Source organism: Stappia indica (assembly GCF_009789575.1).
Classification (GTDB): Bacteria; Pseudomonadota; Alphaproteobacteria; order Rhizobiales; family Stappiaceae; genus Stappia; species Stappia indica_A.
This window is the reverse complement of the sequence record NZ_CP046908.1, coordinates 497,852-523,962: the sequence shown is the minus strand read 5'-3', so window position 1 is coordinate 523,962 and position 26,111 is coordinate 497,852. Positions and strand designations below refer to the sequence as shown.

At 66.7% G+C, this 26,111-nt stretch carries 21 protein-coding genes; 13 read left to right on the top strand and 8 right to left on the bottom strand.

From position 1 onward, the window contains the following. Positions 1-96: 96 nt before the first annotated feature. Genes radA through GH266_RS02375 form a run of 3 tightly spaced genes read right to left on the bottom strand, consistent with a single transcriptional unit; the run spans position 97 to position 4,143 of the window. Entirely contained in the window at positions 97-1,494 is a 1,398-nt protein-coding gene (gene radA / locus GH266_RS02385) for a DNA repair protein RadA (RefSeq protein WP_158192468.1), read from the bottom strand. Beyond that, positions 1,494-2,636, bottom strand: a complete 1,143-nt coding sequence (alr, locus tag GH266_RS02380; protein WP_158192467.1) for an alanine racemase — start codon at positions 2,634-2,636, stop codon at positions 1,494-1,496. The genes radA and alr overlap by 1 nt, the downstream gene beginning before the upstream one ends. A gap of 25 nt (positions 2,637-2,661) precedes the next feature. Then, complete coding sequence (locus GH266_RS02375; protein WP_158192466.1) at positions 2,662-4,143, bottom strand: replicative DNA helicase; 1,482 nt, start codon at positions 4,141-4,143, stop codon at positions 2,662-2,664. Positions 4,144-4,569: 426 nt separating this feature from the next. Between GH266_RS02375 and ugpB the strand changes: the two genes are divergently transcribed. The 5 genes from ugpB (at position 4,570) to GH266_RS02350 (ending at position 9,869) form a co-directional block, all read left to right on the top strand. Further along, positions 4,570-5,889, top strand: a complete 1,320-nt coding sequence (ugpB, locus tag GH266_RS02370; protein ID WP_209001525.1) for a sn-glycerol-3-phosphate ABC transporter substrate-binding protein UgpB — start codon at positions 4,570-4,572, stop codon at positions 5,887-5,889. 140 nt (positions 5,890-6,029) lie between these two features. After that, positions 6,030-6,911, top strand: coding sequence for a sn-glycerol-3-phosphate ABC transporter permease UgpA (ugpA, locus tag GH266_RS02365; protein WP_158192465.1), 882 nt, complete (start codon positions 6,030-6,032; stop codon positions 6,909-6,911). Positions 6,912-6,919: 8 nt separating this feature from the next. Continuing rightward, a complete protein-coding gene (gene ugpE, locus GH266_RS02360; RefSeq protein ID WP_158196010.1) occupies positions 6,920-7,756 on the top strand; it encodes a sn-glycerol-3-phosphate ABC transporter permease UgpE in 837 nt (278 codons plus the stop codon). 5 nt (positions 7,757-7,761) lie between these two features. Next, the gene (locus tag GH266_RS02355) at positions 7,762-8,814 is read left to right on the top strand and encodes a sn-glycerol-3-phosphate import ATP-binding protein UgpC (RefSeq protein ID WP_158192464.1); all 1,053 of its coding nucleotides are present in this window, start codon (positions 7,762-7,764) and stop codon (positions 8,812-8,814) included. 92 nt (positions 8,815-8,906) lie between these two features. Continuing rightward, positions 8,907-9,869 (top strand): DUF4261 domain-containing protein, encoded by a 963-nt coding sequence (locus GH266_RS02350; RefSeq protein ID WP_158192463.1) that lies wholly within the window; start codon positions 8,907-8,909, stop codon positions 9,867-9,869. Between the two features lie 10 nt (positions 9,870-9,879). Here the strand turns inward: GH266_RS02350 and GH266_RS02345 are convergent, their stop codons facing one another. Together GH266_RS02345 and GH266_RS02340 are read right to left on the bottom strand one after the other, a co-directional pair. Further along, a complete protein-coding gene (locus tag GH266_RS02345; RefSeq protein ID WP_199270427.1) occupies positions 9,880-11,013 on the bottom strand; it encodes a M20 family metallopeptidase in 1,134 nt (377 codons plus the stop codon). Positions 11,014-11,215: 202 nt separating this feature from the next. Beyond that, positions 11,216-12,892, bottom strand: a complete 1,677-nt coding sequence (locus GH266_RS02340; protein WP_158192461.1) for a methyl-accepting chemotaxis protein — start codon at positions 12,890-12,892, stop codon at positions 11,216-11,218. 284 nt (positions 12,893-13,176) lie between these two features. Here GH266_RS02340 and GH266_RS02335 point away from each other — a divergent pair, with 284 nt between their 5' ends. From GH266_RS02335 to GH266_RS02325, 3 genes are all read left to right on the top strand, one after another. Further along, positions 13,177-13,866: a glutathione S-transferase family protein gene (locus GH266_RS02335; RefSeq protein WP_158192460.1), complete on the top strand. Its 690-nt coding sequence runs from the start codon at positions 13,177-13,179 to the stop codon at positions 13,864-13,866. A 185-nt stretch (positions 13,867-14,051) separates the two neighbouring features. Next, a complete protein-coding gene (ndk, locus tag GH266_RS02330; RefSeq protein WP_067215500.1) occupies positions 14,052-14,474 on the top strand; it encodes a nucleoside-diphosphate kinase in 423 nt (140 codons plus the stop codon). Positions 14,475-14,624: 150 nt separating this feature from the next. Beyond that, positions 14,625-16,721 (top strand): molybdopterin-containing oxidoreductase family protein, encoded by a 2,097-nt coding sequence (locus tag GH266_RS02325; RefSeq protein ID WP_158192459.1) that lies wholly within the window; start codon positions 14,625-14,627, stop codon positions 16,719-16,721. Between the two features lie 36 nt (positions 16,722-16,757). Here GH266_RS02325 and GH266_RS02320 read toward each other — a convergent pair whose 3' ends face one another. Further along, entirely contained in the window at positions 16,758-17,501 is a 744-nt protein-coding gene (locus GH266_RS02320; protein ID WP_158192458.1) for a glutathione S-transferase family protein, read from the bottom strand. A gap of 104 nt (positions 17,502-17,605) precedes the next feature. On the opposite strand from GH266_RS02320, the gene GH266_RS02315 reads away from it, so the two are divergent. Next, entirely contained in the window at positions 17,606-18,349 is a 744-nt protein-coding gene (locus GH266_RS02315; protein ID WP_158192457.1) for a helix-turn-helix transcriptional regulator, read from the top strand. Positions 18,350-18,367: 18 nt separating this feature from the next. Here GH266_RS02315 and purN read toward each other — a convergent pair whose 3' ends face one another. Both purN and purM read right to left on the bottom strand, forming a co-directional pair. Next, positions 18,368-19,054 carry a phosphoribosylglycinamide formyltransferase gene (purN, locus tag GH266_RS02310; protein ID WP_280524815.1) on the bottom strand — a complete coding sequence of 229 codons (687 nt, stop codon included), beginning with the start codon at positions 19,052-19,054 and terminating at the stop codon, positions 18,368-18,370. Then, a complete protein-coding gene (gene purM, locus GH266_RS02305) occupies positions 19,051-20,130 on the bottom strand; it encodes a phosphoribosylformylglycinamidine cyclo-ligase (protein WP_158192455.1) in 1,080 nt (359 codons plus the stop codon). The genes purN and purM overlap by 4 nt, the downstream gene beginning before the upstream one ends. A 263-nt stretch (positions 20,131-20,393) precedes the next feature. On the opposite strand from purM, the gene GH266_RS02300 reads away from it, so the two are divergent. From GH266_RS02300 to ppx, 4 genes are all read left to right on the top strand, one after another. Then, positions 20,394-21,530 (top strand): AI-2E family transporter, encoded by a 1,137-nt coding sequence (locus tag GH266_RS02300; protein WP_158192454.1) that lies wholly within the window; start codon positions 20,394-20,396, stop codon positions 21,528-21,530. Further along, on the top strand, positions 21,523-22,215 hold the full coding sequence (locus GH266_RS02295) for an HdaA/DnaA family protein (protein ID WP_158192453.1): 693 nt from the start codon (positions 21,523-21,525) through the stop codon (positions 22,213-22,215). The genes GH266_RS02300 and GH266_RS02295 overlap by 8 nt, the downstream gene beginning before the upstream one ends. 118 nt (positions 22,216-22,333) lie before the next feature. After that, the gene (locus GH266_RS02290) at positions 22,334-24,553 is read left to right on the top strand and encodes an RNA degradosome polyphosphate kinase (RefSeq protein ID WP_158192452.1); all 2,220 of its coding nucleotides are present in this window, start codon (positions 22,334-22,336) and stop codon (positions 24,551-24,553) included. Continuing rightward, positions 24,546-26,072 (top strand): exopolyphosphatase, encoded by a 1,527-nt coding sequence (gene ppx, locus GH266_RS02285; protein WP_158192451.1) that lies wholly within the window; start codon positions 24,546-24,548, stop codon positions 26,070-26,072. Before GH266_RS02290 ends, ppx begins: the two co-directional genes overlap by 8 nt. Positions 26,073-26,111: the final 39 nt, after the last annotated feature.

The window sequence follows — 26,111 nt, the reverse complement described above, 5'->3', positions numbered from 1 at the left end:
CGACCCAGTTCTCCGCGTGGGTCGGGCGCGGTGTTCACTGCCTTGCCCGGCGCGTGCAGCGATCGGGCACTGCCGGATGCGAGGTCCGTCCGGGCCCTAGTCCCGCTCGGATGCGCCTGCGGAGCGCGCCGCCACCTGGGCGACCAGATCCGCCAGCTCGCTCAGCCCCGTCACCGGGCCGCCATCGCTCGCACCGTCTCCGGCGTTCGCTTCCGGCACGAAGGCCGAGGTGAAACCGAGCTTGCGGGCTTCCTTGAGACGGCTTTGGGCCTGAGAGACCGCGCGGACCGCCCCCGAGAGGCTGACCTCGCCGAAATAGACGCAATCGGCGGGAAGGGCAACCCCGCTGAGAGACGAGACGAGCGCAGCGGCAACGGCAAGGTCGGCGGCCGTCTCGTTGACCCTCAATCCGCCGGCAACATTGAGGTAGACGTCGTTCTGCGCGAAGCGCACGCCGCAGCGCGCCTCCAGCACCGCAAGGATCATCGAAAGGCGGGCGCTGTCCCAGCCGATCACGGCCCGGCGCGGCGTGCCGAGGGGCGAGGGCGCGACCAGCGCCTGGATCTCGATCAACAGCGGGCGGGTGCCCTCCAGCCCTGCGAAGACGGCCGATCCTGGCGTGCGGCCCGAGCGCTCGCCGAGGAAAAGCGCAGACGGATTGGCCACTTCGGCCAGCCCCTTGTCGGTCATCTCGAAGACGCCGATCTCGTCGGTGGCGCCGAAGCGGTTCTTGACCGAGCGCAGGATGCGGTACTGGTGCGCGCCGTCGCCCTCGAAATAGAGAACGGCATCGACCATGTGCTCCACCACGCGCGGGCCGGCGATCTGGCCGTCCTTGGTGACATGGCCGACGAGAATCACCGTGGCGCCGCTCGACTTGGCGTAGCGTACCAGGGCCTGCGCGGAGGCGCGGACCTGGGTGACGGTGCCGGGCGTGGACTCGACCATCTCCGACCACAGGGTCTGGATCGAATCGATGATGACGAGGGCCGGCGGCGGACCGTCCGTCAGGGTGGCGAGGATGTCCTCGACGCTGGTCTCCGCCGCAAGGCCGACCGGTGCGTCGGACAGGCCGAGGCGCATGGCGCGCAGGCGCACCTGGTCGATGGCCTCCTCGCCGGAAATGTAGATCGCGCGGTGGCCGAGCCGGGCGATGCGGGCCGCCGCCTGGATCAGCAGCGTCGACTTGCCGATGCCCGGATCGCCGCCGACGAGCAGGGCAGAGCCGCGCACGAACCCGCCGCCGGTGACGCGGTCGAGCTCGCCGACCCGCGTCTCGATGCGTGGCGGCGTGTCGCTTTCGCCCGCAAGCCCGACGAGGGGCACGACGCGCCCGCGCTTGCGGCTTGCTGCTGTCGGCGAACCGCCGACCCCGCCGCCGCTGCGTTCCTCGACCAGGGTGTTCCACTCGCCGCAGCTGTCGCAGCGACCCGCCCACTTGGACGCGGCCGCGCCGCAGGACTGACAGACATAGGCTGTGCCGCGCTTGGCCATCAGGACTGCTCCCCGCCGGTCGAGGGCATGCCGGCATAGCGGTGGGCGAAGCGGTGGCCGAGAGATGTCAGCAACTCGTAGCCGATGGTGCCGGCACGGCTCGCGGTCTCGTCGACGGACACGTTGCGGCCGAATAGCTCCACGAAGGCGCCGCGCGCGGCAATGTCTTCCGGCACGTTGCTGACGTCGAAGGCGCTCATGTCCATGGAGACGCGGCCGAGCGCGGGCAGGCGATGGCCGGCGAGCCAGGCCTCGGCGCCGGGCTTGCCGTCCGTGGAGCCGGCCGCGCGCAGGAACCCGTCGGCATAGCCGGCCGCGACCATGGCAACGCGCATGTCGCGCGGCGCGGTGAAGGTCGCTCCATAGCCGATGGGCGCGCCCCTGGGCAGGGTATGAACCTGGAGGATCCGCGCCTCGAGGGTGACGACAGGATCCAGCCGGCTTTCCTCCATCGCCGAGGCCTGTCCGCCATAAAGAGCGATTCCGGGGCGGGCGAGCTCGAAATGGAAGTCCGGGCCGAGGAAGATGCCGGCCGAGTTGGCGAGCGAGCGCGGCACGCCGGGGAAGAGGCCGGAAAGCGCCCGGAAACGCGCCAGCTGGGCCTGGTTCATCGGGGCGCCCGGCGCATCGGCACAGGCCAGATGCGACATGATCAACGACAGTTCGAGCGCAGGGCCGCCGGCCAGCGCTGCGGCTTCCTCTGCCGTCAGGCCGAGACGGCTGATGCCGGTGTCGACGTGAAGCGCTGCAGGAAGCGGCGCACCGGCGCTGCGCCAGTCCGCGATCTCGTCCGGAGAGCCGAGGCAGGGGCGAAGACCGTTTGCGGCGTAAAAGCTTGCTGCGCCCGGATAGAGCCCGTTGAGGATGTAGATCGCGGCGTCCGGAAGGTGGCGGCGCACGGTTGCGCCTTCCTGCGGCGTGGCGACGAAATAGGTTCGGCAGCCGGCGGTCCACAGCGCTTCGAGGCAAGGCGCATCGCCGAGGCCGTAGCAGTCGGCCTTCACCGCCGCGCCGCATGCGGTTCCCTCGCTCAGCAAGCCGGCGAGGCGGCTCCAGTTCGCGGCGAGTGCGGCAAGGTCGACGGTGATGCGGCCGTTGTCGATTGAAGGCGTGGCGCTGGCGCCGGAGTGGGTATCGATCACATCCCTGGTCCAGGCTCTGGCCGCATCAATGCGGCTCGGGGAATCGGTCCGGGTCGGCGAGGTCGGAGAAGCGGGTGAACTCGCCCTGGAAGTGCAGGTTCACGGTGCCGGTCGGACCGTGACGCTGCTTGGCAATGATCACTTCGGCCCGGTTGCGCACCCTGTCAAGCTTCTCCTCCCACTTAACGTAGTCCTCCGTGCCTTCCTCGGGCATGGTCTTGCCCAGGTAGTACTCCTCGCGGAACACAAACATCACCACGTCGGCGTCCTGCTCGATCGAGCCGGATTCGCGCAGATCCGAGAGGATGGGGCGCTTGTCGTCGCGCGATTCCACCTGACGCGACAGCTGGGAGAGCGCGATGATCGGGACATTCAGCTCCTTGGCCAGCGCCTTCAGGCCGGTGGTGATCTCGGTGATCTCCTGCACGCGGTTGCCGCTGTTCTTCTGCGAGCCGGTGAGCAGCTGGATATAGTCGACGATCAACAGGTCGAGGCCGCGCTGGCGCTTGAGGCGGCGGGCACGGGCGACCAGCTGGGCGATGGAGATGCCGCCCGTCTGGTCCACATGCAGGGGGACCAGCTGCATGGTCTGGGCGGCGGCTGCGAGCTTCTCGAAGTCGTGTTCGGATATGTCGCCGCGGCGGATCTTGGAGGACGAGATCTCCGTCTGTTCGGAAATGATACGGGTCGCCAGCTGCTCGGCCGACATTTCCAGCGAGAAGAAACCGACGACGCCACCGTTGACGGTCTTCATCGTGCCGTCCGGCTGCTCCTCGGCCATGTAGGCCTCGGCGACATTGTAGGCGATGTTGGTCGCGAGCGAGGTCTTGCCCATGGCGGGACGGCCGGCAAGCACGATCAGATCCGACGGCTGCAGGCCGCCCATCAGGCCGTCCAGATCGCGCAACCCGCTGGCGATTCCCGACAGTGCGCCTTCGCGCTGGTAGGCTGCGGCAGCCATCTCGATGGTTGCGGTCAGCGCATCGCCGAATGAGACGAATCCGGTATCGGTGCGGCCCTTTTCGGCCAGTTCGAACAGGCGCCGTTCGGCATCGTCGATCTGCGCCACCGGCGGCATGTCGATCGGCGCGTCGAAGGCGATGTTGACCATGTCCTCGCCGATGCGGATCAGGGTCCGGCGAATGGCGAGGTCGTAGATGGCGCGGCCATAGTCCTCGGCATTGATGACCGAGGCGGCGTCGGCGGCCAGCCGCAGGATGTATTGCGCGGCCGACATGTCGGCGATGCGCGCATCCTGTGGAAAGAAGGTCTTGAGCGTGATCGGGGAGGCGACCTTGCCGGCGCGGATCAGCTGGCCGGCCTTCTCGTAGATCTCCCGGTGCGGGGCGATGAAGAAGTGCTCGGGCTCGAGAAAGTCCGAGACGCGGTAATAGGTCTCGTTGTTGACGATGATCGCGCCCAGCAGCTGGCGCTCGGCCTCCGCGTTGTGCGGGGCAACGCGCATCGATGCGGCGCTGGTGTCGTTCGCCGGAACCGGACCCTTCATTCTCATTTCCCCTCGTGTGCCCCTGTTCCTACCGGAGGGAGGGGGAGGGAGAAAGGGGAATCCGGACTGGATGCATTTCGTGTGAAAGGAGCGGGGAAAACCCCGCTGTCCGGTTGACGCGGAGGGCGATCTTCGTTCCGCCGGCAAAGGGCCTGAGCGCGGCCTCGACTTCACGCATGACGCGCATGTGACCGAGTTGCCCACATGCCCCAGGGGAACGGTGTGGATCGGCAATTTCCTGCTTGTATTCGGGCTCTTGCGTCTGTCATGGAAGTGTCGCTTAATGTTCATGTGAGCGACATCTGGCGTTCATATGAAACAAATACGAAATGCGGACATTTTCGTTCAATGCGGCTTCCGCCAGGGAGGCCGTATTGCCCAGAACCGCATATCGGGCCGGGTGCCCGAGCTTTGGGAGAGCAAAACATGGCTTATCGCAAGACGCTGGCCGGTCTGGTCGCCGCAACGATGCTTGCCGGCAGCACCACCGTGTCCTTCGCCGCCACCGAGATCCAGTGGTGGCATGCCTTCACCGGCCGCCTCGGCGATCTGCTGAACGAGCAGGTCGAGAAGTTCAACGCCTCGCAGAGCGACTACGTCGTCGTCGCCTCGCACAAGGGCAACTATTCCGAGGCCCTGAATGCCGGTATCGCCGCCTTCCGCGCCGGCGAGCAGCCGCACATTCTGCAGGTCTTCGAGGTCGGCACCGCCACGATGATGGCAGCCAAGGGCGCCATCAAGCCGGTCTACGAGCTGATGGCCGAGACGGGCAAGGAGTTCGACCAGGACGCCTACCTGGCGGCGGTCGCCGGCTACTACACCACCACCGACGGCCAGATGCTGTCGCTGCCCTACAACTCGTCGACCCCGGTTCTGTATGTGAACCGCGATGCACTGCAGGCGGCCGGCATCGACCCCGACACCGACCTGACGACCTGGGAGAAGGTCGGCGAGGTGCTGGACACGCTGAAGGCGTCCGGCTCGGCATGCCCGCTGACCACCGCCTGGCAGAGCTGGGTGCATCTGGAGACCCTGTCCGCCTATCACGACGTTCCCTTCGCCACGAAGGAGAACGGCTTCGGCGGCGTCGACACCGAGCTGGCGTTCAACGGCCCGGTGCAGGTTGCCCATATCGAGGCGATGGGCCAGTGGGCCAAGGACGGCAAGTTCGTCTATGGCGGTCGCCGCAACGAGAGCGGTGCCCAGTTCCGCGCCGGCGAGTGCGCGCTGTTCACCGAATCCTCGGCCGGTTACGCCGGCGTGAAGTCCGAGGCCAAGTTCGCCTTCGACATCCGCCCGCTGCCCTACTGGGATTCGGTCGAGGCCGCCCCGCTCAACACGATCATCGGCGGCGCCTCGCTGTGGGTGATGGCCGGCCATGAGGCCGAGGAATATGCCGGCGTGGCGGAGTTCCTGAACTTCCTGTCGTCCGCCGACATCCAGGCCAAGTGGCACCAGGACACCGGCTACCTGCCGATCACCCATGCTGCCTACGAGCAGACCAAGGCCTCCGGCTTCTACGACGCCAATCCGGGCACGGACATTGCGGTCATCCAGATGACCGGCAAGGCGCCGACCGCCAACTCGAAGGGCGTGCGTCTGGGCAACTTCGACCAGATCCGCGGCATCATCGACGAGGAACTGGAAGCGGTGTGGGCCGGCGACAAGTCGGCCAAGGAGGCGCTCGACAACGCGGTGCAGCGTGGCAACCAGCTGCTGCGTCGCTTCGAGCAGGCCAACCGCTGATCTCCTGAAACGCCCGTGGATGCGGAGCAGGCCTGCGCATCCACGGTGCATCTGAGAAACGGGAAACGGTCCGGCAGCCTGCCGGGCCGTTTTCGCCCGTCGGAAAGGCCCGGCGGACAGACCAGCTGGAACAGCGCGCCATGCACAAACGCGTCGTCTTCAACAGCCGGGTGTTGCCCTATCTGCTGCTCGCGCCGCAGATCCTGGTGACGCTCGTCTTCTTCTTCTGGCCGGCGGGCCAGGCGATCTACCAGTCCGCCTATATTCCCGACCCCTTCGGCCTGTCGTCGCAGTTCGTCGGCTTCGGCAATTTCGAGTTCCTGCTGAGCGACCCGTATTACCTCGCCTCGTTCAAGACGACGGTGATCTTCTCGACCCTGGTGACGCTCGTCTCGATGGGTGCCGCGCTCTGGCTGGCCGTCATGGCGGACCGGGTGATCAATGGATCGAGCGCCTACAAGATGCTGCTGGTGTGGCCCTACGCGGTGGCCCCGGCGGTCGCGGGCGTGCTGTGGCTGTTCATGTTCAATCCCAATGTGGGCCTGGTCGCCTGGTACCTGAAGGCGTTCGGCTACAACTGGAATCACGTTCTGGACGGCGAAGAGGCGATGGGGCTCGTCGTCGTCGCCTCCGCCTGGCGCCAGATCAGCTACAATTTCCTGTTCTTCCTGGCCGGCCTGCAGGCGATTCCGAAAAGCGTGATCGAGGCGGCGGCCATCGACGGGGCGAGCTTTGCCCGCCGGTTCTGGACCATCGTCTTCCCGCTGCTGTCGCCGACGACGTTCTTCCTGCTGGTGGTCAACGTCGTCTACGCGTTCTTCGAGACCTTCGGCGTGATCCACACGATCACCGGCGGCGGGCCGCAGCAGGCGACGACCATCCTCGTCTACAAGGTGTTCTCCGACGGCTTCGTCGGGCAGGACCTCGGCTCCTCGGCCGCCCAGTCGGTGATCCTTCTCTTCGTGGTCGGGCTGCTGACGGTCGTCCAGTTCCGCTATATCGAACGCAAGGTGCATTACTGATGAGCGGCATGGTCGAAAAACGCGGGCTCGGCCTCTGGCTGACCCATATCGGGCTGATCGTCGGCATCGCGATCATCTGCTTTCCGATCTACATGGCGTTCGTCGCCTCAACGGTGACGCAGCCGGAGATCGCCCGTCCGCCGATGCCGCTCATCCCCGGACCGCATCTGATCGAGAACTACACGGCGGCGCTGACGCGGGGCGTCAACTCGCCGGTTCTTCTGATGCTGTTCAACTCCAGCGTCATGGCGCTCGGCATCACCATCGGCAAGATCGCCATCTCGATCATCTCCGCCTATGCGATCGTCTATTTCCGCTTCCCGTTCCGGATGGCGTTCTTCTGGATGATCTTCCTCACCCTGATGCTGCCCGTCGAGGTGCGCATCGTGCCGACCTACGAGGTCGTCGCCGGGTTCGGGATGCTCAACTCCTATACGGGCCTGATCCTGCCGCTGGTCGCCTCCGCGACCGCGACCTTCCTGTTCCGCCAGTTCTTCCTCACCGTTCCGGACGAACTGATCGAGGCGGCGCGAGTCGACGGGGCAGGGCCGGTGCGCTTCTTCCTCGACATTCTGCTGCCGATGTCGCGGACCAACATCGCCGCGCTGTTCGTGATCCTCTTCATCTATGGCTGGAACCAGTATCTCTGGCCGCTGCTGATCACCACCAAGCCGGAAATGAACACCATCGTGATGGGCATCAAGCAGATGTTCCCGTCCGGCGACGATATCGCCGACTGGCCGGTGATCATGGCCACCACGCTGCTGGCGATGCTGCCGCCCGTCGCCGTCGTCATCTTCATGCAGGGGCTCTTCGTGAAGGGCCTCGTGGAAAGCGAGAAATAGGTTCCATGGCGAAGATCGCTTTTTCGAACATCCGCAAGTCCTATGGCACCACCGAGGTCATCCACGGGGTCGACGCGGAGATCGCCGACGGTGAACTGATCGTCATCGTCGGGCCGTCGGGCTGCGGCAAGTCCACGTTGCTGCGCATGGTGGCGGGGCTGGAGACCGTCACCTCGGGCGAGATCCGCATCGGCGACCGGGTGGTCAACGATCTGGAGCCGCGCGAGCGCGACATCGCCATGGTGTTCCAGAACTATGCGCTCTATCCGCATATGTCCGTCTTCGACAACATGGCCTACGGTCTGAAGATCGCGGGCGTTGCGAAGGCGGAGATCGCCGAGCGCGTCGCGCAGGCCGCGAAGATGCTGGAACTGGAGCCCTATCTCGACCGCAAGCCGCGGCAGCTGTCCGGCGGCCAGCGCCAGCGCGTCGCCATGGGCCGGGCCATCGTGCGCAAGCCCTCGGTCTTCCTGTTCGACGAGCCGCTGTCCAATCTCGATGCGAAGCTGCGCGTGCAGATGCGCGTGGAGATCAAGACGCTGCAGCGCCGTCTCGGCGTCACCTCGCTCTATGTGACCCATGACCAGGTCGAAGCCATGACCATGGCCGACCGCATCATCGTGATGAACGGCGGCAATGCGGAGCAGGTGGGCACGCCGCTGTCGGTCTATCACAAGCCGGCGACGGTCTTCGTCGGCGGCTTCATCGGCTCGCCGCCGATGAACTTCCTGCAGGCGGCACGTCTTGCGGCGAGCGGTTTGCTGCGCAAGGTGGCGGAGACGGCCGGCCCGGCAGAGGCCCTCGACACGGTCGGCGTGCGGCCCGAGCATCTCTCCTTCTGCGCGGAAGGCGAGGCGGTGCTGTCGGGCAAGCTGATGATCGCAGAGGCCCTTGGCGCGGAAACGCTGGCCCATGTGGAGCTCGACGACGGCGAGCGCATGATCGTGCGGATCGAAGGCGGACGCGAGGTTCCTGCGGCCGGCGCGCGGGTGCATCTTTCCTGTGCGTCCGAGCACCTGCACTATTTCGGCGCCGACGGAAAGCGGCTGCCCGACTGAGGTCGCCGGACAGGGCACCCTTGATATGTGGGTTCACGCATCCGCAACCAAGGGTGCATAACCTTCGGCGCATCACGCCGGAGGGTCTGCCAATGTCCGAACGTTTCTTCAGTCTCGTCCTGCTGGACGCACCGCGTCCGCTCGATATGGCCGCGCTGGTCCTGCAGCTTCGTCAGATCACTGCGCCCATTGGGCTGTCCGTTGAGCTGACGCGCGACGCGCAGGGCGGGGAACCGGCGATGGTCGCGATCGGCGGCGTGCCGGTGACGGTGATCGCCAAGGACGTGCCTGTGCCGACGGGGACGATGGACCGGGCGGTCGCTGCGAGCATTGCCTGGAAAGACGCCTCCGCTGTGGTGGCAGTGCACGGTGCCCATGTCATCGTCGGTTGCGTCCTTCAGCCGGAAAACCACGAGCAGGCGCTGCATTTCGCGATGCTCACCACCTTTGTCGCCGCCGCCGCGCTCGACGTGAGCGGGGGGCTCGGTGCCTATTGGGCGAGCGGCGAGATGATGCTGTCGCCGGACGGGATGCGCAGCGCGGTGCGTGCCATGTTGTCGAAGACCCTGCCCGTAGAAGACTGGGTCAATCTGATGTGGTTCCGCGGCGAAACGGCGGGGCAGCGGCAGATGATCGGCGCGGCGACCATCGGTGTGCGCCCTTTCCTCGGAATGGAGATCGAATTTCTGCCCGCGCCGCAGCAGCCGGTCGAGCTGGCACAGCGGATCTTCGGACTGGTCCGCTATCTGCTTATGCACGGCATGGTGATCCGGGATGGCGAGACCATCGGCAACAGCGAGACCGACATCACTCGGGTCCGTTTCCTGGAGAACGGTACCCGCGTGCCCGGGCGCGTGATTCAGCTTGCCTTGGAGACCGGCAACGATCCTGTCCAGGAGGCGCCTGCCGTATCACCCGCACCGCAGCCATCGACAGACGCTTTTGCGTCCGGGGCGCCGGGGAGGCAGCACCCAGAGGCGATGGTCGCCTTTCCCGATCCCAGCGCCGGCATCGTCCCGCGTCGGCCCGTCTTCGGCCGACGCGGCAGGGACTGATGGTGCCCGCTCAGTCCAGCGTTTCGATTAGCCGAACCATGAGCTGCATCCGCTCGCCCAATGAGGGGATGAAGATGTGCTCGTTGAGGGTGTGCACGTCGTCGCCGTCCGGGCCGAGGCCGTCGAGGGTCGGAACCTTGTCGGCGATGAAATTGCCGTCGGATCCGCCGCCCGTCGTCTCGCCGATCAGCTCGAAGCCGATCTCGTCGGCGAGCCGTGCCGCCTGGTCGAACAGCGCCTTGCTCGCCGCCGACTGCTCGAAGGGTGGCCGGTTCATGCCGCCGGTGATCGTCAGCTTCGTGTCCGGCGTCTTCGGCGTCAGGCCGGTGATGCGGGCGACCATCTCCTCGGCTGCGGCGAGCGTGGGTACGCGCAGGTCGATCTCGGCGCTCGCGAATTGCGGCACGACATTGGTGCCGGTGCCGCCGCGGATCTCGCCGACATTGACGGTGATCTCGCGGTCGTAATCCGTCATCGCCTCCAGCGCGATGATCTGGTGGGCAAGCTCGGTCACCGCGCTGCGGCCCTGCCAGTGGCGGGCGCCGGCATGGGCCGGCCTTCCTTCCACCTTCAGCGTGAAGCGGCCGACACCCTTGCGGGCGGTAACCACATGGCCGCCGTTGCGGGCCGGCTCGGTCACGAGGGCGTATTTGGCTGTACCGCCGAGGCGCTCGATCAGCGCCTGCGAGGTCGGGCTGCCGACTTCCTCGTCCGAGGTGAAGAGGATGCTGACCGCAAGGGCAGGGGGTATGCCGCCGGCCTCGATGCCGGCGGCAACCGTGCGCATGGCGGCAAGCCCGTTATAGGCGCCGCCCTTCATGTCGCAGATGCCGGGGCCGTAGCAGCGGTCGCCGTCGATCCGGATCGGCAGATCCTTGTCGATGGTGCCGCGCGGATGCACGGTGTCGAGATGCGACAGGAAGAGGATGCCGGGCCTGGAGTGGTCGCCCCAGGGCGAGCGGACCAGGAGATGGTCGCCATGGCCGTCGCGGCCGGGGAAGCGCTCCGTGGTCGCGCCGAAGGCGGCCGCCTGCGAGGCGACAAGGTCCATCAGCCGGTTGAGCCCCTCGACATCCGGTGTGTGCGTCTCGATGCGTACCCAGTCGAGCAGTCCGGCGAGCAAATCCTCCGACGACGGCTTCATGTCTATCCCCATGTGCGTGAACGAAAATCGGGCGAGGAGACGATGATAGCCTGTCGACCTGGCCTTCGCGAGAGGCAATGCCGGCGGACCGTTCGGCACAGCTTGTGCGCGGCCGATGCCGCAGCGTCGGCGGCGCAAAAAAAAGCACCGACCCGAAGGTCGGCGCTCTGGTTTCGTCGTTTGCGGGCTTGCCCGGGGCAGGTCAGGCAGCGCGGACGCCGGCGAGGAAGTTCTCGACTTCCTGCTTGAGCGCTGCGGCATCCCGGTTCACTGCGGCGGCGGCCGAAGCCACGTCCCCGGCGGCGCTGCGCGTGTCGCTTGCGGCATGGGAGACGCCGAGAATGTTCTCGGTGACGTCCTGGGTGCCGCGCGAGGCCTCCTCGACATTGCGGGCAATCTCGCCGGTCGCCGCGCCCTGCTCCTCGACGGCTGCGGCGATGGCGGCGGCGATGGCGTTCATCTCCTCGACGGTGCGCCCGATGGACTGGACGGCGCCGACGGCGGTGCGGGTCTCGTTCTGGATCGTGGCGATCTGCGCGGTGATCTCCTCGGTCGCGTTGGAGGTCTGGGAGGCGAGCTCCTTGACCTCGGCAGCGACGACCGCGAAGCCGCGGCCCGCTTCACCGGCGCGTGCGGCCTCGATGGTTGCGTTCAGCGCCAGCAGGTTGGTCTGCTCGGCGATGGCGGCAATCATGCTGACAACCTGGCCGATCTTCTCGGCCGCGTTGGCAAGGCCCTGGATCTGGCTGTCGGTACGCTGAGCCTCGCCGACCGCCTGGGAGGCGATCTGCGACGACTTGGAGACCTGCGAGCTGATCTCGGAGATCGACGACGACAGTTCCTCGGTCGCGGAGGCGACGGTCTGCACGTTGGCGGCGGCCTGCTGGGCGGCGGTGGCGACCGTCGTCGAGCGGGCATTGGTGCTTTCGGCAATGTCGGCCATGGAGCGCGCATTGTTTTCCATGGCACCGGCCGACGAGGTGACGGCCGTCAGCAGCGCGGTGGCGCTGTTGTCGAAGCGCCGGGTCATTTCCTCGATACGCTGCGCCCGCTGCTCGCGGCTGCGCTGCTCCTCGATCTGCGAGGCGGACAGGTCCTGCGCGCGCAGCATGCCATCGCGGAACACCTCGGTGGCATCCGCCATCTGACCGATCTCGTCCTTGCGCCCCGCGCCCGGCACGGAAACCGACAGGTCGCCGTCGGCAAGGTGGCGCATGGCGTCGGTGATCGCGGCGATCGGCCGGCTGATGCTGTTGGCCAACAGGAAGGCGGCCACGCCGATCAGGGCGGTCAGCGGCAGGATCCACAGGGCGCTGGTCAGCAGCTCGCCATAGAAGGCGGTGGTGACGTCATCGACATAGAGCGAGGCGGAGACCGCCCAGTTCCAAGGTGCGAATCCGTCGGAATAGGCGACCTTCGGAGAGGGTTCCTGCTCGCCGAGGCGCGGGAAGTCGTAGTCGGTAAAGCCGCCGCCGGCGCGCGCGGACTCGACCTGGCCGACCACATACTCGGTCCCATGGGCGTCCTTGGAGGCCCACAGGTTTTTGCCGACGATCTTCGGATTCGGGTGAGTGACGACGACGCCCTGGTTTGCCGGATCGGCGTCGATGACGACGAAGTAATCCGAGCCTTTGAAACGCATGGCGGTCAGCAGGCTCTTGGCGATGCGCTGAGCTTCTTCTTCCGACATTCGTCCGGCCTGCGCTTCCTGCGCGATGGCCTCGATCATCGTGGTGGCGGTCTCGACCTGGGTGCGGACCATCTCGCGACGGTCGTGCATCATGGAGCCGTAGAGCGAGTAGATCTGCACGCCGGCAACAAGGAGCAGAGCGGCCAGCGAGCCGCCGACCAGAGCCAGCATTTTCTGTTTGATGGACATAGGGAAAGGCGACCTCGTGACGCTGAAGATGAGGCAGTAAGTGGGAAAACTACTGAACCTTCAGTAAATAAGTCGGATGGACGGATCGTTTTAAATGCTTGCCGTTACGTCAAAAACTCCGCATCTCAATCCATGGTTTTATTTCACGTCGATTGCGCGACCTTCAGGTTGTGCCCGGGAGTCGGCGTTCGAATCGTCAACGCCTGCTTGGCCCGGCGCCGGACGGGCGATAGGGTTCGCTCCGACATCGCATTGCGATCCGATGAAAAGCGGGAGCGAAACCTTTGAGCATTGTCCTTTACGAGCTGTGCGGCGCCGATGCAGGGCGCCCTTTCAGTCCCTATGCCTGGCGCATCCGGATGGCGTTGAAGCACAAGGGGCTCGACTTCGAATGCCGGCCGAAGCCGTTCACCGAGATCCCGGCCATCGCGCCGGATGCCGGCAAGACCGTGCCGATCCTCGTCGATGGCGAGCGGACGATCTGCGACAGCTGGGCGATTGCCACTTATCTTGAGGATGCCTATCCGGATCGGCCGAGCCTGTTCGCGGGAGAGGGCGGCCGAGCGGCGGCCAAACTGATCGAGGGCTGGGTCAACGCTTCGATCAGTTCGCTGATCGTGCGGCTCATCATCAAGGACATCTGGGACGTGCTCGGCCCGGCCGACCAGGCCTATTTCCGGCAGACGCGTGAGGCCCGCTTCGGCATGACGCTGGAGGAGGTGCAGGCCGGACGGGAGGAGCGGCTGGCGGAACTCGCTACCGCGTTGCTGCCGCTGCATCTGATGCTGAAGAGCCAGCCCTTCATCGGCGGTAACGCGCCGCTTCACACCGACTACCTGTTGTTCGGCACCCTGCAATGGGCGCGGATCGCCAGTCCGTTCCAGCTCGTCGATCCCGGCTCGCCCATCGGGCAATGGCGCGAGCGCTGCCTCGATCTGTTCGACGGCTTCGGACGCAGCGTTCCGGCGGCCTGAGCCTTTCCCGAAAACAGCGGAAACCGGCGCCCCTTGCGCCTTGCGGGGGCGCCCGTCCCCGGCTATACGCATGGCGCGTCCGCTCACGGGCGCAACGAGATCAAGCAGTGTCCGGCTTTCAAGGCGCGGACAGGCGGGGCTAGCGAGGGCGCGAGGCCCGGCCGTACAACCACGGGAAAATGATAATGGCGATCGAGCGCACCTTTTCGATGATCAAGCCGGACGCGACGCGTCGCAACCTGACCGGCGCGATCACCAAGATGCTTGAGGATGCCGGCCTGCGCGTCGTCGCGTCCAAGCGCGTGTGGATGTCCCGCCGCGAGGCCGAGGGCTTCTACGCGGTGCACAAGGACCGTCCGTTCTTCGGCGAGCTGGTCGAATTCATGTGCTCGGCTCCGACCATCGTGCAGGTTCTGGAAGGCGAGAACGCCATTGCCAAGAACCGCGAAGTGATGGGCGCCACCAACCCGGCCAATGCCGACGAGGGCACCATCCGCAAGACCTTCGCCCTGAACATCGGCGAGAACTCGGTTCACGGCTCCGACGGCGCGGACACCGCCGCCCAGGAGATCGCCTACTGGTTCTCCGAGACCGAGATCGTCGGCTAAGGTTGCAAGTCGCGTCGCGACAGCGCACCCAACGACATCTGGAAGGGCCGGCCGCAGCGCCGGCCCTTTGCTTTTGGGGGCTACCGGTCCTTGACATGACGGCTGCCTGCGAGTGAGCCTTGCGGCCGTTCCCATCCTTGCGAGAGACGCATGAACGCCCCCGTTGCACACGACCCCGTCCTGAAGGCCTCCGCCTGTCCGCATGACTGCCCGTCCACCTGCGCGCTGGAGGTGGAGCTGTTCGCCGACGGGCGGATCGGGCGGGTTCGGGGCGCTCGCGCGAACGCCTATACGGCCGGCGTCATCTGCGCCAAGGTCGCGCGCTACTCGGACCGGCTTTACCACCCGGACCGGGTGACGCAACCGCTGAAGCGCGTCGGAGCGAAGGGGGAAGGACGCTTCGAGCCGATCTCCTGGGATGAGGCGCTGGATCTGGTTGCGGCCGCGTTTCTGAAGGCCGAGGCCGAGCACGGACCGCAGGCCGTGTGGCCCTATCACTATGCCGGGACCATGGGCCTGGTGCAGCGGGACTCGATCCATCGCCTGCGCCACGCCAAGGGCTATTCGCGCCAGTTCGACACGATCTGCACCAATCCCGCCTGGACCGGCTATATCGCCGGAACCGGCCGGCTGGCGGGGCCGGATCCACGCGAGATCGCCGTTGCCGACATGGTGGTGATCTGGGGGACCAATGCGGTCTCGACCCAGGTCAACGTGATGACCCACGCCATCACCGCCCGCAAGACGCGCGGGGCGAAGATCGTCGCCATCGACGTCTACCCGACCCAGACCGTGAAGCAGGCCGATCTTGGCCTCGTCCTGAAGCCGGGAACGGATGCAGCGCTCGCCTGTGCGGTGATGCATGTGCTGTTCCGCGACGGGCATGCCGACCGCGATTACCTTGCCCGCTACACCGACTGCCCGGACGAGCTGGAGGCGCATGTGGCTCAGCGCCCGCCGGAATGGGCGGCCGCGATCACCGGACTGTCGGTGGAGGAGATCGAGCTCTTCGCCCGCATGGTCGGCGAGACGAAGCGGACTTTCTTCCGCCTCGGCTACGGCTTCACCCGCCAGCGCAACGGCGCGGTCTCGATGCACGCGGCTTCCTGCATTGCGGCCGTGACGGGCGCCTGGCAGCATGAGGGCGGCGGCGCGTTCCACAACAACGGCGCGATCTACACGCTCGACAAGTCGATGATCGAGGGGCACTCGCTGATCGATCCGGCGGTGCGGCAGCTCGACCAGAGCCAGATCGGCCGGGTGCTGACGGGCGATGCCGAGGCCTTGCGGCACGGCCCGCCGGTGACCGCGATGCTGATCCAGAACACCAACCCGGTATCGGTGGCGCCCGAACAGGAGCTGGTGAAGCAGGGCTTTGCCCGCGAAGACCTCTTCGTCTGCGTGCACGAGCAGTTCATGACCGAAACGGCGATGATGGCCGACGTGGTTCTGCCGGCGACGCAGTTTCTCGAGCATGACGACATCTACAAGGGCGGCGGCCACCAGTACCTGCTGCTGGGGCCGAAGCTGGCGGAAGGGCCGGGCGAGACCCGCGAGAACCTCTACGTGCTCAACGAGATCGCCCGCAGGGTCGGCGCTGCCGAGCATCCGGGCTTTGCCATGAGTGCGCGCGAGCATATCGACTGGATGCTGAAGGCCTCCGGTTTCGGCTCGCTGGAGGAGATCGAGCGCGATCGCTGGGTCGACTGCCAGCCGGACTTCCGCGCCGCGCATTATCTCGACGGCTTCAACTGGCCGGACGGCAAGTTCCGCTTCAAGCCCGAATGGACGGCAGTACCGGCACCGAACGATGGACCGATGGGACCCTTCGCCGACATGCCGACCTTGCCCGATCACTGGGCGGTGAACGAGGCGGCGAGCGAGGAACACCCCTTCCGCCTCGCCACTTCGCCGGCACGGTCCTTCCTCAACTCGACCTTCAACGAGACCGCCTCCTCGCGCGACAAGGAAGGGCGGCCTGACCTGATGATCGGGCCGCAGGATGCCGAACGATATGGGATCACCGATGGCGACCGCATCCGCATCGGCAATCGCCGCGGCGCGGTGATCCTGCATGCCCGGCTGACCGAGGGACTGAAGCCCGGCGTCGTGGTGGCGGAGGGGATCTGGCCGAACGAGGCCTATCCGGACGGCCGGGGCATCAACACGCTGACCGGTGCGGACGCCGTTGCGCCCTATGGCGGAGCCGCGTTCCACGATACGGCGGTGTGGGTGCGCAAGGACTGACCGCGCGCACCCTCTATCGGCCGGAGACGGGCAGGCTCAGGCTGCCTGTTCGCCGCGCAAGGTGGCGGGGATGCGGGCTGCCGGGCCGAACACCGTGCGCTCGAACCGCAAGGCATAGTCGGCCAGCGTCGGGATTGCGGCCGCGTGGCGCATCAGCGGCGTGTCGATGTCGCTCGCCAGGATGTTGAGCACGACGCCGACAAGGCTGGCATCGACCGTGGTCGGCCGGTCGCCCATGAAGAAGGGCTTGTCGTCCAGAAAGGCGGCGATGGCGTCGAGATCCGCGCGGCCGAAGGCGTAAATCTCCTCCGGCGCATGCCGGCCGATGCCCTGTGCGTGCAGTGTCTTGCGGATGTTCTCGCGCAGGCCCATGAACACGTCCCGCCGCATCTCCTCGGGTACGTCTGCGAGCGCGGTTCCCATTATCATCTCCTCGCCGGCAGGGTCGATCCAGCGGGCATGGACCATCGTCCAGCGCAGGTGTTCCTCGGCCATGCGGCGGAAGGCTTCGGCCATGGCCAGTTCGACGCCGGTCAGCGTCTCGTCGATGGCAAGTCCGTGGTGGCGTTCCAGGTGGCGCTGGATCAGGGAACTGTCGGGAATGACGAGATCGCCGTCCTTCAGCACCGGCACCTTGCCGTGCGGCAGGGCGGCAAGATCGGTCGCGTGTTCCATGCGATAGTCGCAGCCGGCAAGCGCCAGCAGCGCTTCCGCCTTGTAGCAGAAGGGCGAGAGACTGCGAATTTCCGGGGGCGCGGGAAAATTGACGAGAACGAGCATGGAGACATCTCCTGGGGTTGCGTCTGGCTCGTGTCTTGTAGCCAACCCATCCTGACAGCATACTGTCAGTATCGGGTGGCAATATGTCAGCAGAAGGAAAAGTGATGCGTCGTGCCGACAGGTTGCTGCAGGTGCTGCAGATTCTGCGCCGGTACCGCAGGCCGGTCAGCGGCGCGGCCATTGCTGCCGAGCTCGAAGTGTCGCTGCGCACGCTCTACCGCGACATCGCCGCGCTGCAGGCGTCCGGCGTGCCGGTCGCCGGCGAGGCCGGCGTCGGCTATGTGCTGGACGAGGGCTACGACCTGCCGCCGCTGATGTTCACGGCGGAGGAGCTGGAGATCGTCATGCTGGGCCTGCGGATGGTCGAGGGACGGGGCGACGAGGCGATCCGGCGCACCGCGCGCGATGCCGTCGCCAAGATCGCGACGGTCCTGCCCGAAGGCTTGCGCGACGGGTTCCTGGATGCGCCGCTCTACGCACCGCCGCCCTGCGAGCTGCCGGGCGACCGGATCGAGCTGGTGCGGCTGCGGGAGGCCCTGAGGCTGGAGCGGAAGGTGGAGATCCTCTACCAGGTTCCCGATCGTCCGCCCGAGCGCCGGGTGGTCTGGCCCATCGTGCTGGCCTTTTTCGAGCATGCCCGGGTGCTGGCCGCCTGGTGCGAGCTGCGGCAGAACTACCGCAACTTCCGGACGGATCGGATGCTGGAGATGACTGTGCTGGAGACGCGCCCGCCGCGCGGGCGCAAGCGGCTCTATACGGAATGGCGCAGGCATCGACTGGAAGAGGCCAGGATCAGGGACATCGATGCGAAGAGCGAGGACACCGCCGGCTGCCGAGCGGTCGGCTGAGCCGGCGGAGGCTTGGGTTCAGCCCTTCGGCGCGATCAGCGGCGGCTGGGCCACGTCCGCTCCGGACGTCGTCAAGCGCACCCGCATCCCGTGGATCTCGAAGGCGCCTGCCGCAACGAGCGCAAGCGCCTGCGGGTAGATGCGGTGCTCGACCTCGAGCACGCGTGCGCCGAGCGTTGCCGGGGTGTCGTCGTCGAGCACGGCCACCGCTCCTTGCGCGATGATCGGCCCGGCATCCATTTCCGCGCGCACGAAATGCACCGTCGCGCCATGCAGCCGGCAGCCTTCCGCCAGCGCCCTTGCATGGGTGTCGAGGCCCTTGAAGGCAGGCAGCAGCGCCGGGTGGATGTTGAGCAGGCGGTCGTGCCAGCGCTCCACGAACCATGGCGTGAGGATGCGCATGAAACCGGCAAGGCAGACCAGCTCGACGTTGCGCGCGCGCAGCTCCGCGTCGAGCTTTTCCTCGAAGGCCTGCCGCCCGCCCTGGCCGCGGTGGTTGACGGCGACGGCCTCGATGCCGGCCGCACGGGCCTTGTCGAGGGCAGGTGCGTCCGGCACGTTGGCGATCACCGCGACGATTTCCGCCGGGAAGGCCGGATCGACCGCCGCCGACAGCAGGGCGGTCATGTTCGATCCGCGTCCCGAGACGAGGATTGCGGTGCGCTTGCGGCCGGAAGCGGAAGAGGTCGAAGCGCCAGAGGTCAAAGTTTCAAGGCTCCGTCGAAGACCACGGCCTCGTCGCCCGTACGCGGCTCAAGCGTGCCGATGCGGCTTACCGTCTCGCCCTCGGCGGTCAGGATCGCGATCGTCTCGTCGGCGCTCTCCGCGGCAACCGCGACGACCATGCCGACGCCGCAGTTGAAGGTGCGCAGCATCTCCGACTGGGCAACGCCGCCGGCCTGTGCCAGCCAGCCGAAGACCGGCGGGACGGAGATCGCGGTGAGGTCGATGCGGGCGCCCAGGTGATCCGGCAGCACGCGCGGCAGGTTCTCCGGCAGGCCGCCGCCGGTGATGTGGGCGAGCGCCTTGATCCCGGCGCCGGCCTTCAACGCCGCCAGCAGCGGTTTCACATAGATGCGGGTCGGCGTCATCAGCGCTTCGCCGAGGCTCATGCCGGGTGCGAACGGCGCATCCGCGCTCCAGTCGAGGCCGGAATGTTCGACGATCTTGCGCACCAGGGAGAAGCCGTTGGAATGCACGCCGGAGGAGGCGAGCGCCAGCAGCACGTCGCCTTCGGCGATGTCGCCGCGCGGCAGCAGGGTGCCGCGCTCGGCCGCGCCGACGGCGAAGCCGGCAAGATCGTAGTCGCCCTTGCCGTACATGCCCGGCATTTCCGCGGTCTCGCCGCCGATCAGCGCGCAGCCGGAAATGCGGCAGCCCTCGGCAATGCCCTTCACCACGTCGGTGGCGACATCGACGTCGAGTGCGCCGCAGGCATAATAGTCGAGGAAGAGAAGCGGCTCGGCACCCTGCACGACCAGATCGTTGACGCACATGGCCACCAGATCGATGCCGACGGTCGCGTGTGCGCCGCTGTCGATGGCGATCTTGAGCTTGGTGCCGACGCCGTCATTGGCAGCCACCAGAATGGGATCGGTGAAGCCGGCCGCCTTCAGGTCGAACAGGCCGCCGAACCCGCCGATCTCGCTGTCGGCGCCGGGACGGGCCGTCGCCTTCACGAAGGGCTTGATCCGCCGCACGAGGGCGTTGCCCGCGTCGATGTCGACGCCCGCGTCGGCGTAGCTCAGGCCGTTCTTGGGGGAGGGGGTCGCCTCGCTCATGCTTGTCATGTCTCCGAAACCCGTACAGGGCGCGCATACAAACACAGAAGCGTCGGAATGCAAGCGAAACCGGGCCCTGTGTGCACAGGCGCGGGGGCGGGAAAGCCCTGACAGGAGCTGCGGGCATACAAGGGACCCCGTCAGCCTGTGGTGAAGAGGGAAAATGGCGAATCCCTGCCGGTGGCCTCCTTGACGCTCCGCGGCGTGGCTGCCTATCTGCTGAGGGACAGGCAACAGGCCGCACCAGCAAGGGACGGGATTTCGTGACGCTCAAGCGACAGATCAATTTCTGGCTGGTTTCCTTCGCGCTGTTTGCGCTGTTCGTCTATCTGTTCAGCCCGATCCTGCTGCCCTTCGTCGCCGGCATGGCGCTGGCCTATCTGCTCGATCCCGTCGCGGACCGGCTGGAGGCGCTCGGCCTGCCGCGGCTCGGCGCGACCATCGTCATCCTCGTCCTCTTCGTCCTTGCGTTCATTCTCATTCTGCTGCTGCTGCTGCCGATCCTCGGAAACCAGCTCGCGGCTTTCCTCGAGGCCTTCCCGAACCTCGTCAGTTCCCTGCAGGAACTCATCACCTCCGGGTTCGGCAGCCGCCTGTTCGAGACGCTGGGCATCGGCGGGCAGGAGCTCAAGGCCAATGTCGGCAGCCTGCTGGGCGAGGGCGCCGGCTGGATCGGCGGCCTGCTCAAGTCCGTGTGGAACGGCGGTCAGGCACTGCTGTCGGTGATCTCGCTCTTCGTGGTGACGCCGGTCGTTGCCTTCTATCTTCTTCTCGACTGGGACCGGATGGTCGACAAGATCGACAACTGGCTGCCGCGGCAGCACCGCGACACCGTGCGCCAGCTGGCGCGCGAGATGGATCTGGCTGTCGCCGGCTTCGTGCGCGGCCAGGTCAGCGTCTGTTTCCTGCTCGGCGCCTTCTATGCGATCGGCCTTGCGGCGGTCGGGCTGAATTTCGGCCTGCTGATCGGCATCGGCGCTGGTCTCGTCAGCTTCATTCCCTATGTCGGCGCAACGCTCGGTCTCGTCGTCTCGCTCGGTGTCGCGTTGGTGCAGTTCTGGCCCGACTGGCCGATGGTCGCGGCTGTGCTTGCGATCTTTGCGGTCGGCCAGTTCCTCGAAGGCAATGTGCTGCAGCCCAAGCTGGTGGGCAACAATGTCGGCCTGCACCCGGTCTGGCTGATGTTCGCGCTGTTCGCCTTCGGCTACCTGTTCGGTTTCGTCGGCATGCTGATCGCCGTGCCGGCTGCGGCGATGATCGGCGTGCTGATCCGGTTTGCATTGAACCAGTACATGGCGAGCGCGCTCTACACCGGTGAGGCGACGGCGATGGCCAGCGGTGTGCCGGGCGATGCGGTCGGCGTGCTGCCCGAAGAAAAGGTGGAGAGCCGCGATGGCTGACACCTTGCGCGGGGGCGGCGAGCAGCTGCCGCTGATCCTGCCGCACGAGACCGCTTACGGGCGGGACGATTTCCTGATCGGCTCCTCGAACCGGGCAGCCTTTGCGCTGATCGATGCCTGGCCGCAGTGGCCGAGCGCGGCAGCGCTCCTGGCAGGACCTGTGGGCTCGGGCAAGACGCATCTCGCTCATATATGGCAGGCGGCGAGCGGCGCGGTGATCCTGCGGGCGTCCGAGCTGCGCCGCGAGCAGGTGGAGGATCTCGCCCGGTCCGGCGCGGTCGCGCTCGAAGATGCTCACGCGGGTTTCGACGAGACGGCGATGTTCCATCTGTTCAATGCCGTTCGAGAGACTGGCGGCAGCCTGCTTGTGACCTCGCGCAGCTGGCCCCAGTCCTGGGGCTTGCGTCTGCCGGACCTTGCCTCGCGTCTGCGTGCCGCGACCCCGGTGGAGATCCTCGAGCCGGACGACGATCTGCTGCGGCGGGTTCTGGTCAAGCTTTTCGCGGATCGCCAGATCGATATCGACCCGGCCGTGGTAGAGTTTCTCGCGGTGCGGATGGAGCGGTCCGTGGCGGCGGCGCAGGCGCTGGTCGACCGCCTCGACCGGGCTTCGCTGTCGGCTGGCCGGCGGATCACGCGCCCGCTCGCCGCATCGGTGCTGGCGGAGCAGGATCCGGCTGCCTGATACCTTTTGCCGGGTCAGTCAATTTGCCGGGTGATGTAAATCCGTCAAATCAATCCGGTATGGTCGCCCGCAACAGTGACCACGGATGACCGGCCCGGCCGGTCCGCAGGAGGCAGACATGAACGAGATCAGCGTGAACCCGAAGGATGCGGAGGCAGCTCCTGCAGAGGTTCGGCCGGCGAAGCCGGTTTCGGACGCCGCCGAGGCGCTGGCCGATCATCCCAGCAGGTTCATCAATCGCGAGGTCTCCTGGCTCCAGTTCAACCGACGGGTGCTCGAGGAGGCGGAGAACACCTCCCACCCGCTGCTGGAGCGTCTGCGGTTTCTCTCGATCTCGGCCAACAATCTGGACGAGTTCTTCATGGTGCGCGTCGCCGGTCTGCGCGCCCAGCAGCGCGAAGGCGTCTCGACGCGCTCCATCGACGGCCTGACACCGGCCGAGCAGCTCGAGCGGGTTTCGGCCGCGGTCCTGTTGCTGCAGCACGAGCAGCAGAGCGTCTGGCGCGAGACGCGCAGGCTCATGGCCGCCGACCGCATCGCCATCGTCGACGGGCCGGACCTCAGCCCGCAGGACCTCTTGTGGCTGGAGGACTATTTCCTCGCGCATATCTTCCCGGTGCTGACGCCGCTGGCCATTGATCCGGCGCATCCGTTCCCCTTCATCGCCAATCTCGGCTTCTCGCTGGTGCTGGAATTGGCGCCGGAAAAGGGCGGGCGCGGCATGACGGCGCTGCTGCGCATTCCCGCCCAGCTCGACCGCTTCGTGCGCCTGCCGGCAAGCGAGGCCGACGAGGGCGAGCGCTACATCACCATCGAGAACGCGCTCGGCCTGTTCATCACCCGGCTGTTCCCCGGCTACCAGATCCGCGGCAAGGGCGCCTTCCGGGTGATCCGCGATTCCGATCTGGAAATCGAGGAGGAGGCGGAAGATCTCGTCCGCCTGTTCGAGAGCGCCCTGAAGCGCCGTCGCCGCGGGTCGGTCATCCGGCTTGAGATCGAGGAGACGACGCCGCAGTCGCTGCGCGAGTTCGTCGCTGAAGCGCTCGGTGCCACCGGCGACGAGGTGTTCCTGGTCGATGGTCTGCTGGCGCTGAACAACCTCTCGCAGCTCGTCTCCATCGACCGCGACGACCTGAAGTTCGAGCCGTTCGCTCCGCGCTTCCCTGAGCGTATCCGCGAGCATGGCGGCGATTGCTTCGCGGCGATCCAGCAGAAGGACATCATCGTCCACCATCCGTACGAATCCTTCGACGTGGTGGTGCAGTTCCTGCGCCAGGCGGCGCAGGACCCGGACGTGGTGGCGATCAAGCAGACCCTCTACCGCACCTCCAGCAATTCGCCGGTGGTCAAGGCTCTCGTCGAGGCGGCGGAGGCCGGCAAGTCGGTGACCGCGCTGGTCGAGCTGAAGGCGCGCTTCGACGAGGAGGCCAACATCCGCTGGGCGCGCGACCTGGAGCGAGCCGGCGTGCAGGTGGTCTTCGGCTTCCTGGAGCTGAAGACCCACGCCAAGCTGTCGATGGTCGTCCGCCGCGAGCATGGCGAGCTGCGCACCTATTGCCACCTTGGCACCGGCAATTACCACCCGATCACCGCGCGCATCTACACGGACCTGTCCTACTTCACCGCCGATCCGCGCATCGGCCGGGAGGTCGCCAAGATCTTCAACTTCATCACCGGCTATGCCGAGCCGGTGGAGCTGGAACACATGATGGTGTCGCCGGTGACGCTGCGCGACGGCATCACCCGGCTGATCGCGGCGGAGGCCGAGCATGCGCGGGCCGGGCGCCCGGCGCAGATCTGGATGAAGATGAATTCGCTGGTCGATCCCGGCATCATCGACGCGCTCTACAAGGCGAGCCAGGCCGGCGTGCAGATCGATCTGGTGATCCGCGGCATCTGCTGCCTGCGTCCGGGCATCCCGGGTCTTTCGGAAAACATCCGGGCCAAGTCCATCGTCGGCCGTTTCCTGGAGCACAGCCGGATCTTCTGCTTCGGCAACGGTCATGGGCTTCCCTCGCCGGATGCGGTCGTCTATATCGGCTCCGCGGATCTGATGCCGCGCAACATCGACCGGCGGGTGGAGACGCTGACGCCGCTCATCACCCCGACGGTGCACGAACAGGTGCTCGATCAGATCATGGTCGCCAATCTGAAGGACAACCAGCAGAGCTGGCGGCTGCTCCCCGATGGCGGTCATGAGCGCGTGCGTCTCGGTCGTGGCGAAAAGCCCTTCAACGCCCATCAGTATTTCATGACGAATCCGTCGCTCTCCGGCCGTGGCAAGTCGCTGCGCAGCCACAGTCCGAAACCGTTTGCGGAGCCGAGGAAGCGTGGCTGACAGCCCAAAGCATGAACTGGTCCGCGGCCGACTCAACGGCAGCGGACCGATTGCCGTGATCGATATCGGGTCGAACTCGATCCGCCTCGTCGTCTACGAAAGACACGCGCGCACCCCGACGGTGCTGTTCAATGAAAAGGTGCTTGCTGGCCTCGGCCGCGGCGTCGGTGCGACGGGCCGGCTGTCGGAAGAGGCGACGGACCAGGCGCGCCGGGCTTTGGTGCGGTTTCGCCGCCTGTGCGACCAGATCGGGGTTGCCGATCTGCACATCCTTGCCACTGCTGCGACCCGCGATGCGGCCAATGGCGAGGAATTCCTGACGTCCGTGGAGGAAATCTGCCGGACCCCGGTGCGGCTGCTGTCGGGCCGCGACGAGGCGCGTCTTGCCGCCAACGGCGTCGTTTCCGGCATCTGGCGACCGGACGGCATCGTCGGGGACCTCGGCGGCGGCAGCCTCGAGCTCGTCGAGATCAAGCATGACGAGATCGGCCGCGGCCAGACCCTGCCGCTCGGGGGCATCCGCCTGCAGGAGGATGCGGACGGAAAGATCGCCAAGGCGCAGAAGATCGCCGAACAGGCGCTCAGCGATGTCGAATGGCTGCCCATCGGCGCCGGCAAGCCCTTTTATGCGGTCGGCGGCACGTGGCGCTCGCTCGCCCGCCTGCACCTGCACCAGAACGGCTATCCGCTGCATGTGATGCACGACTATGCCATCCCGGCGGAGGAGGCGATCGAGTTCTGCCAGTTGGTCGCCCGGCGCGATCCGGAAAGCCTCGACATGATCGAGGTGGTCTCGCGGGCCCGGCGCCTGCTGCTGCCCTTCGGCGCGGCGGTGATGGAGAAGGTGCTGCGGCGCTCCAAGGCCTCGAAGGTGGTGATGTCGGCGCTCGGGCTTCGCGAAGGGCTGCTCTTCGACCTGCTTCCGGACGATCTGCGCCGGCAGGATCCGCTTGTGGAGGCTGCACGCGAACTGTCGCAGCTGCGCTCGCGCTCGCCCGCCTATGGCGAGGAACTGGTGGACTGGACCGACCGTCTGTTTCCCGCCGTCGGCATCGACGAGACCGAGTACGAGGTGCGGCTGCGCGCGGCTGGCTGCCTGCTATCCGATATCGGCTGGCGGGCGCATCCCGATTATCGCGGCGAGCAGAGCCTCAACATCATTTCCAACGCCGGCTTTGTCGGGATCGACCACGCAGGCCGCGCCTATCTCGCCCTGTCGGTCTTCTACCGCCATCAGGGGCTGGTGGAGGACGCGTTGGGGCCGCGCATTCGCGAGCTCGCCCATACGCGCCTGAAGGACCGCGCCCGCATTCTCGGCGGCGCGTTGCGGGTGGCGTCGGTGCTGAGTGCGTCCGTCGCCGGCATCCTGCCGCAGGTGCCCGTTGCTGTGGACAATGGCGAGGTGGTGCTGACCTTGCGCGGCGAGCTGGTCGCCCTGGAAGGGGAGCGGCTGAACAAGCGACTCACCCAGTTCGCCCGGCTGCTGGGTCTGAAGGCGCGGGTCGTGGTCGAGGCCTGACGGGCCTCTCGCCGATGGTCGGAACCGACCGACAGACAA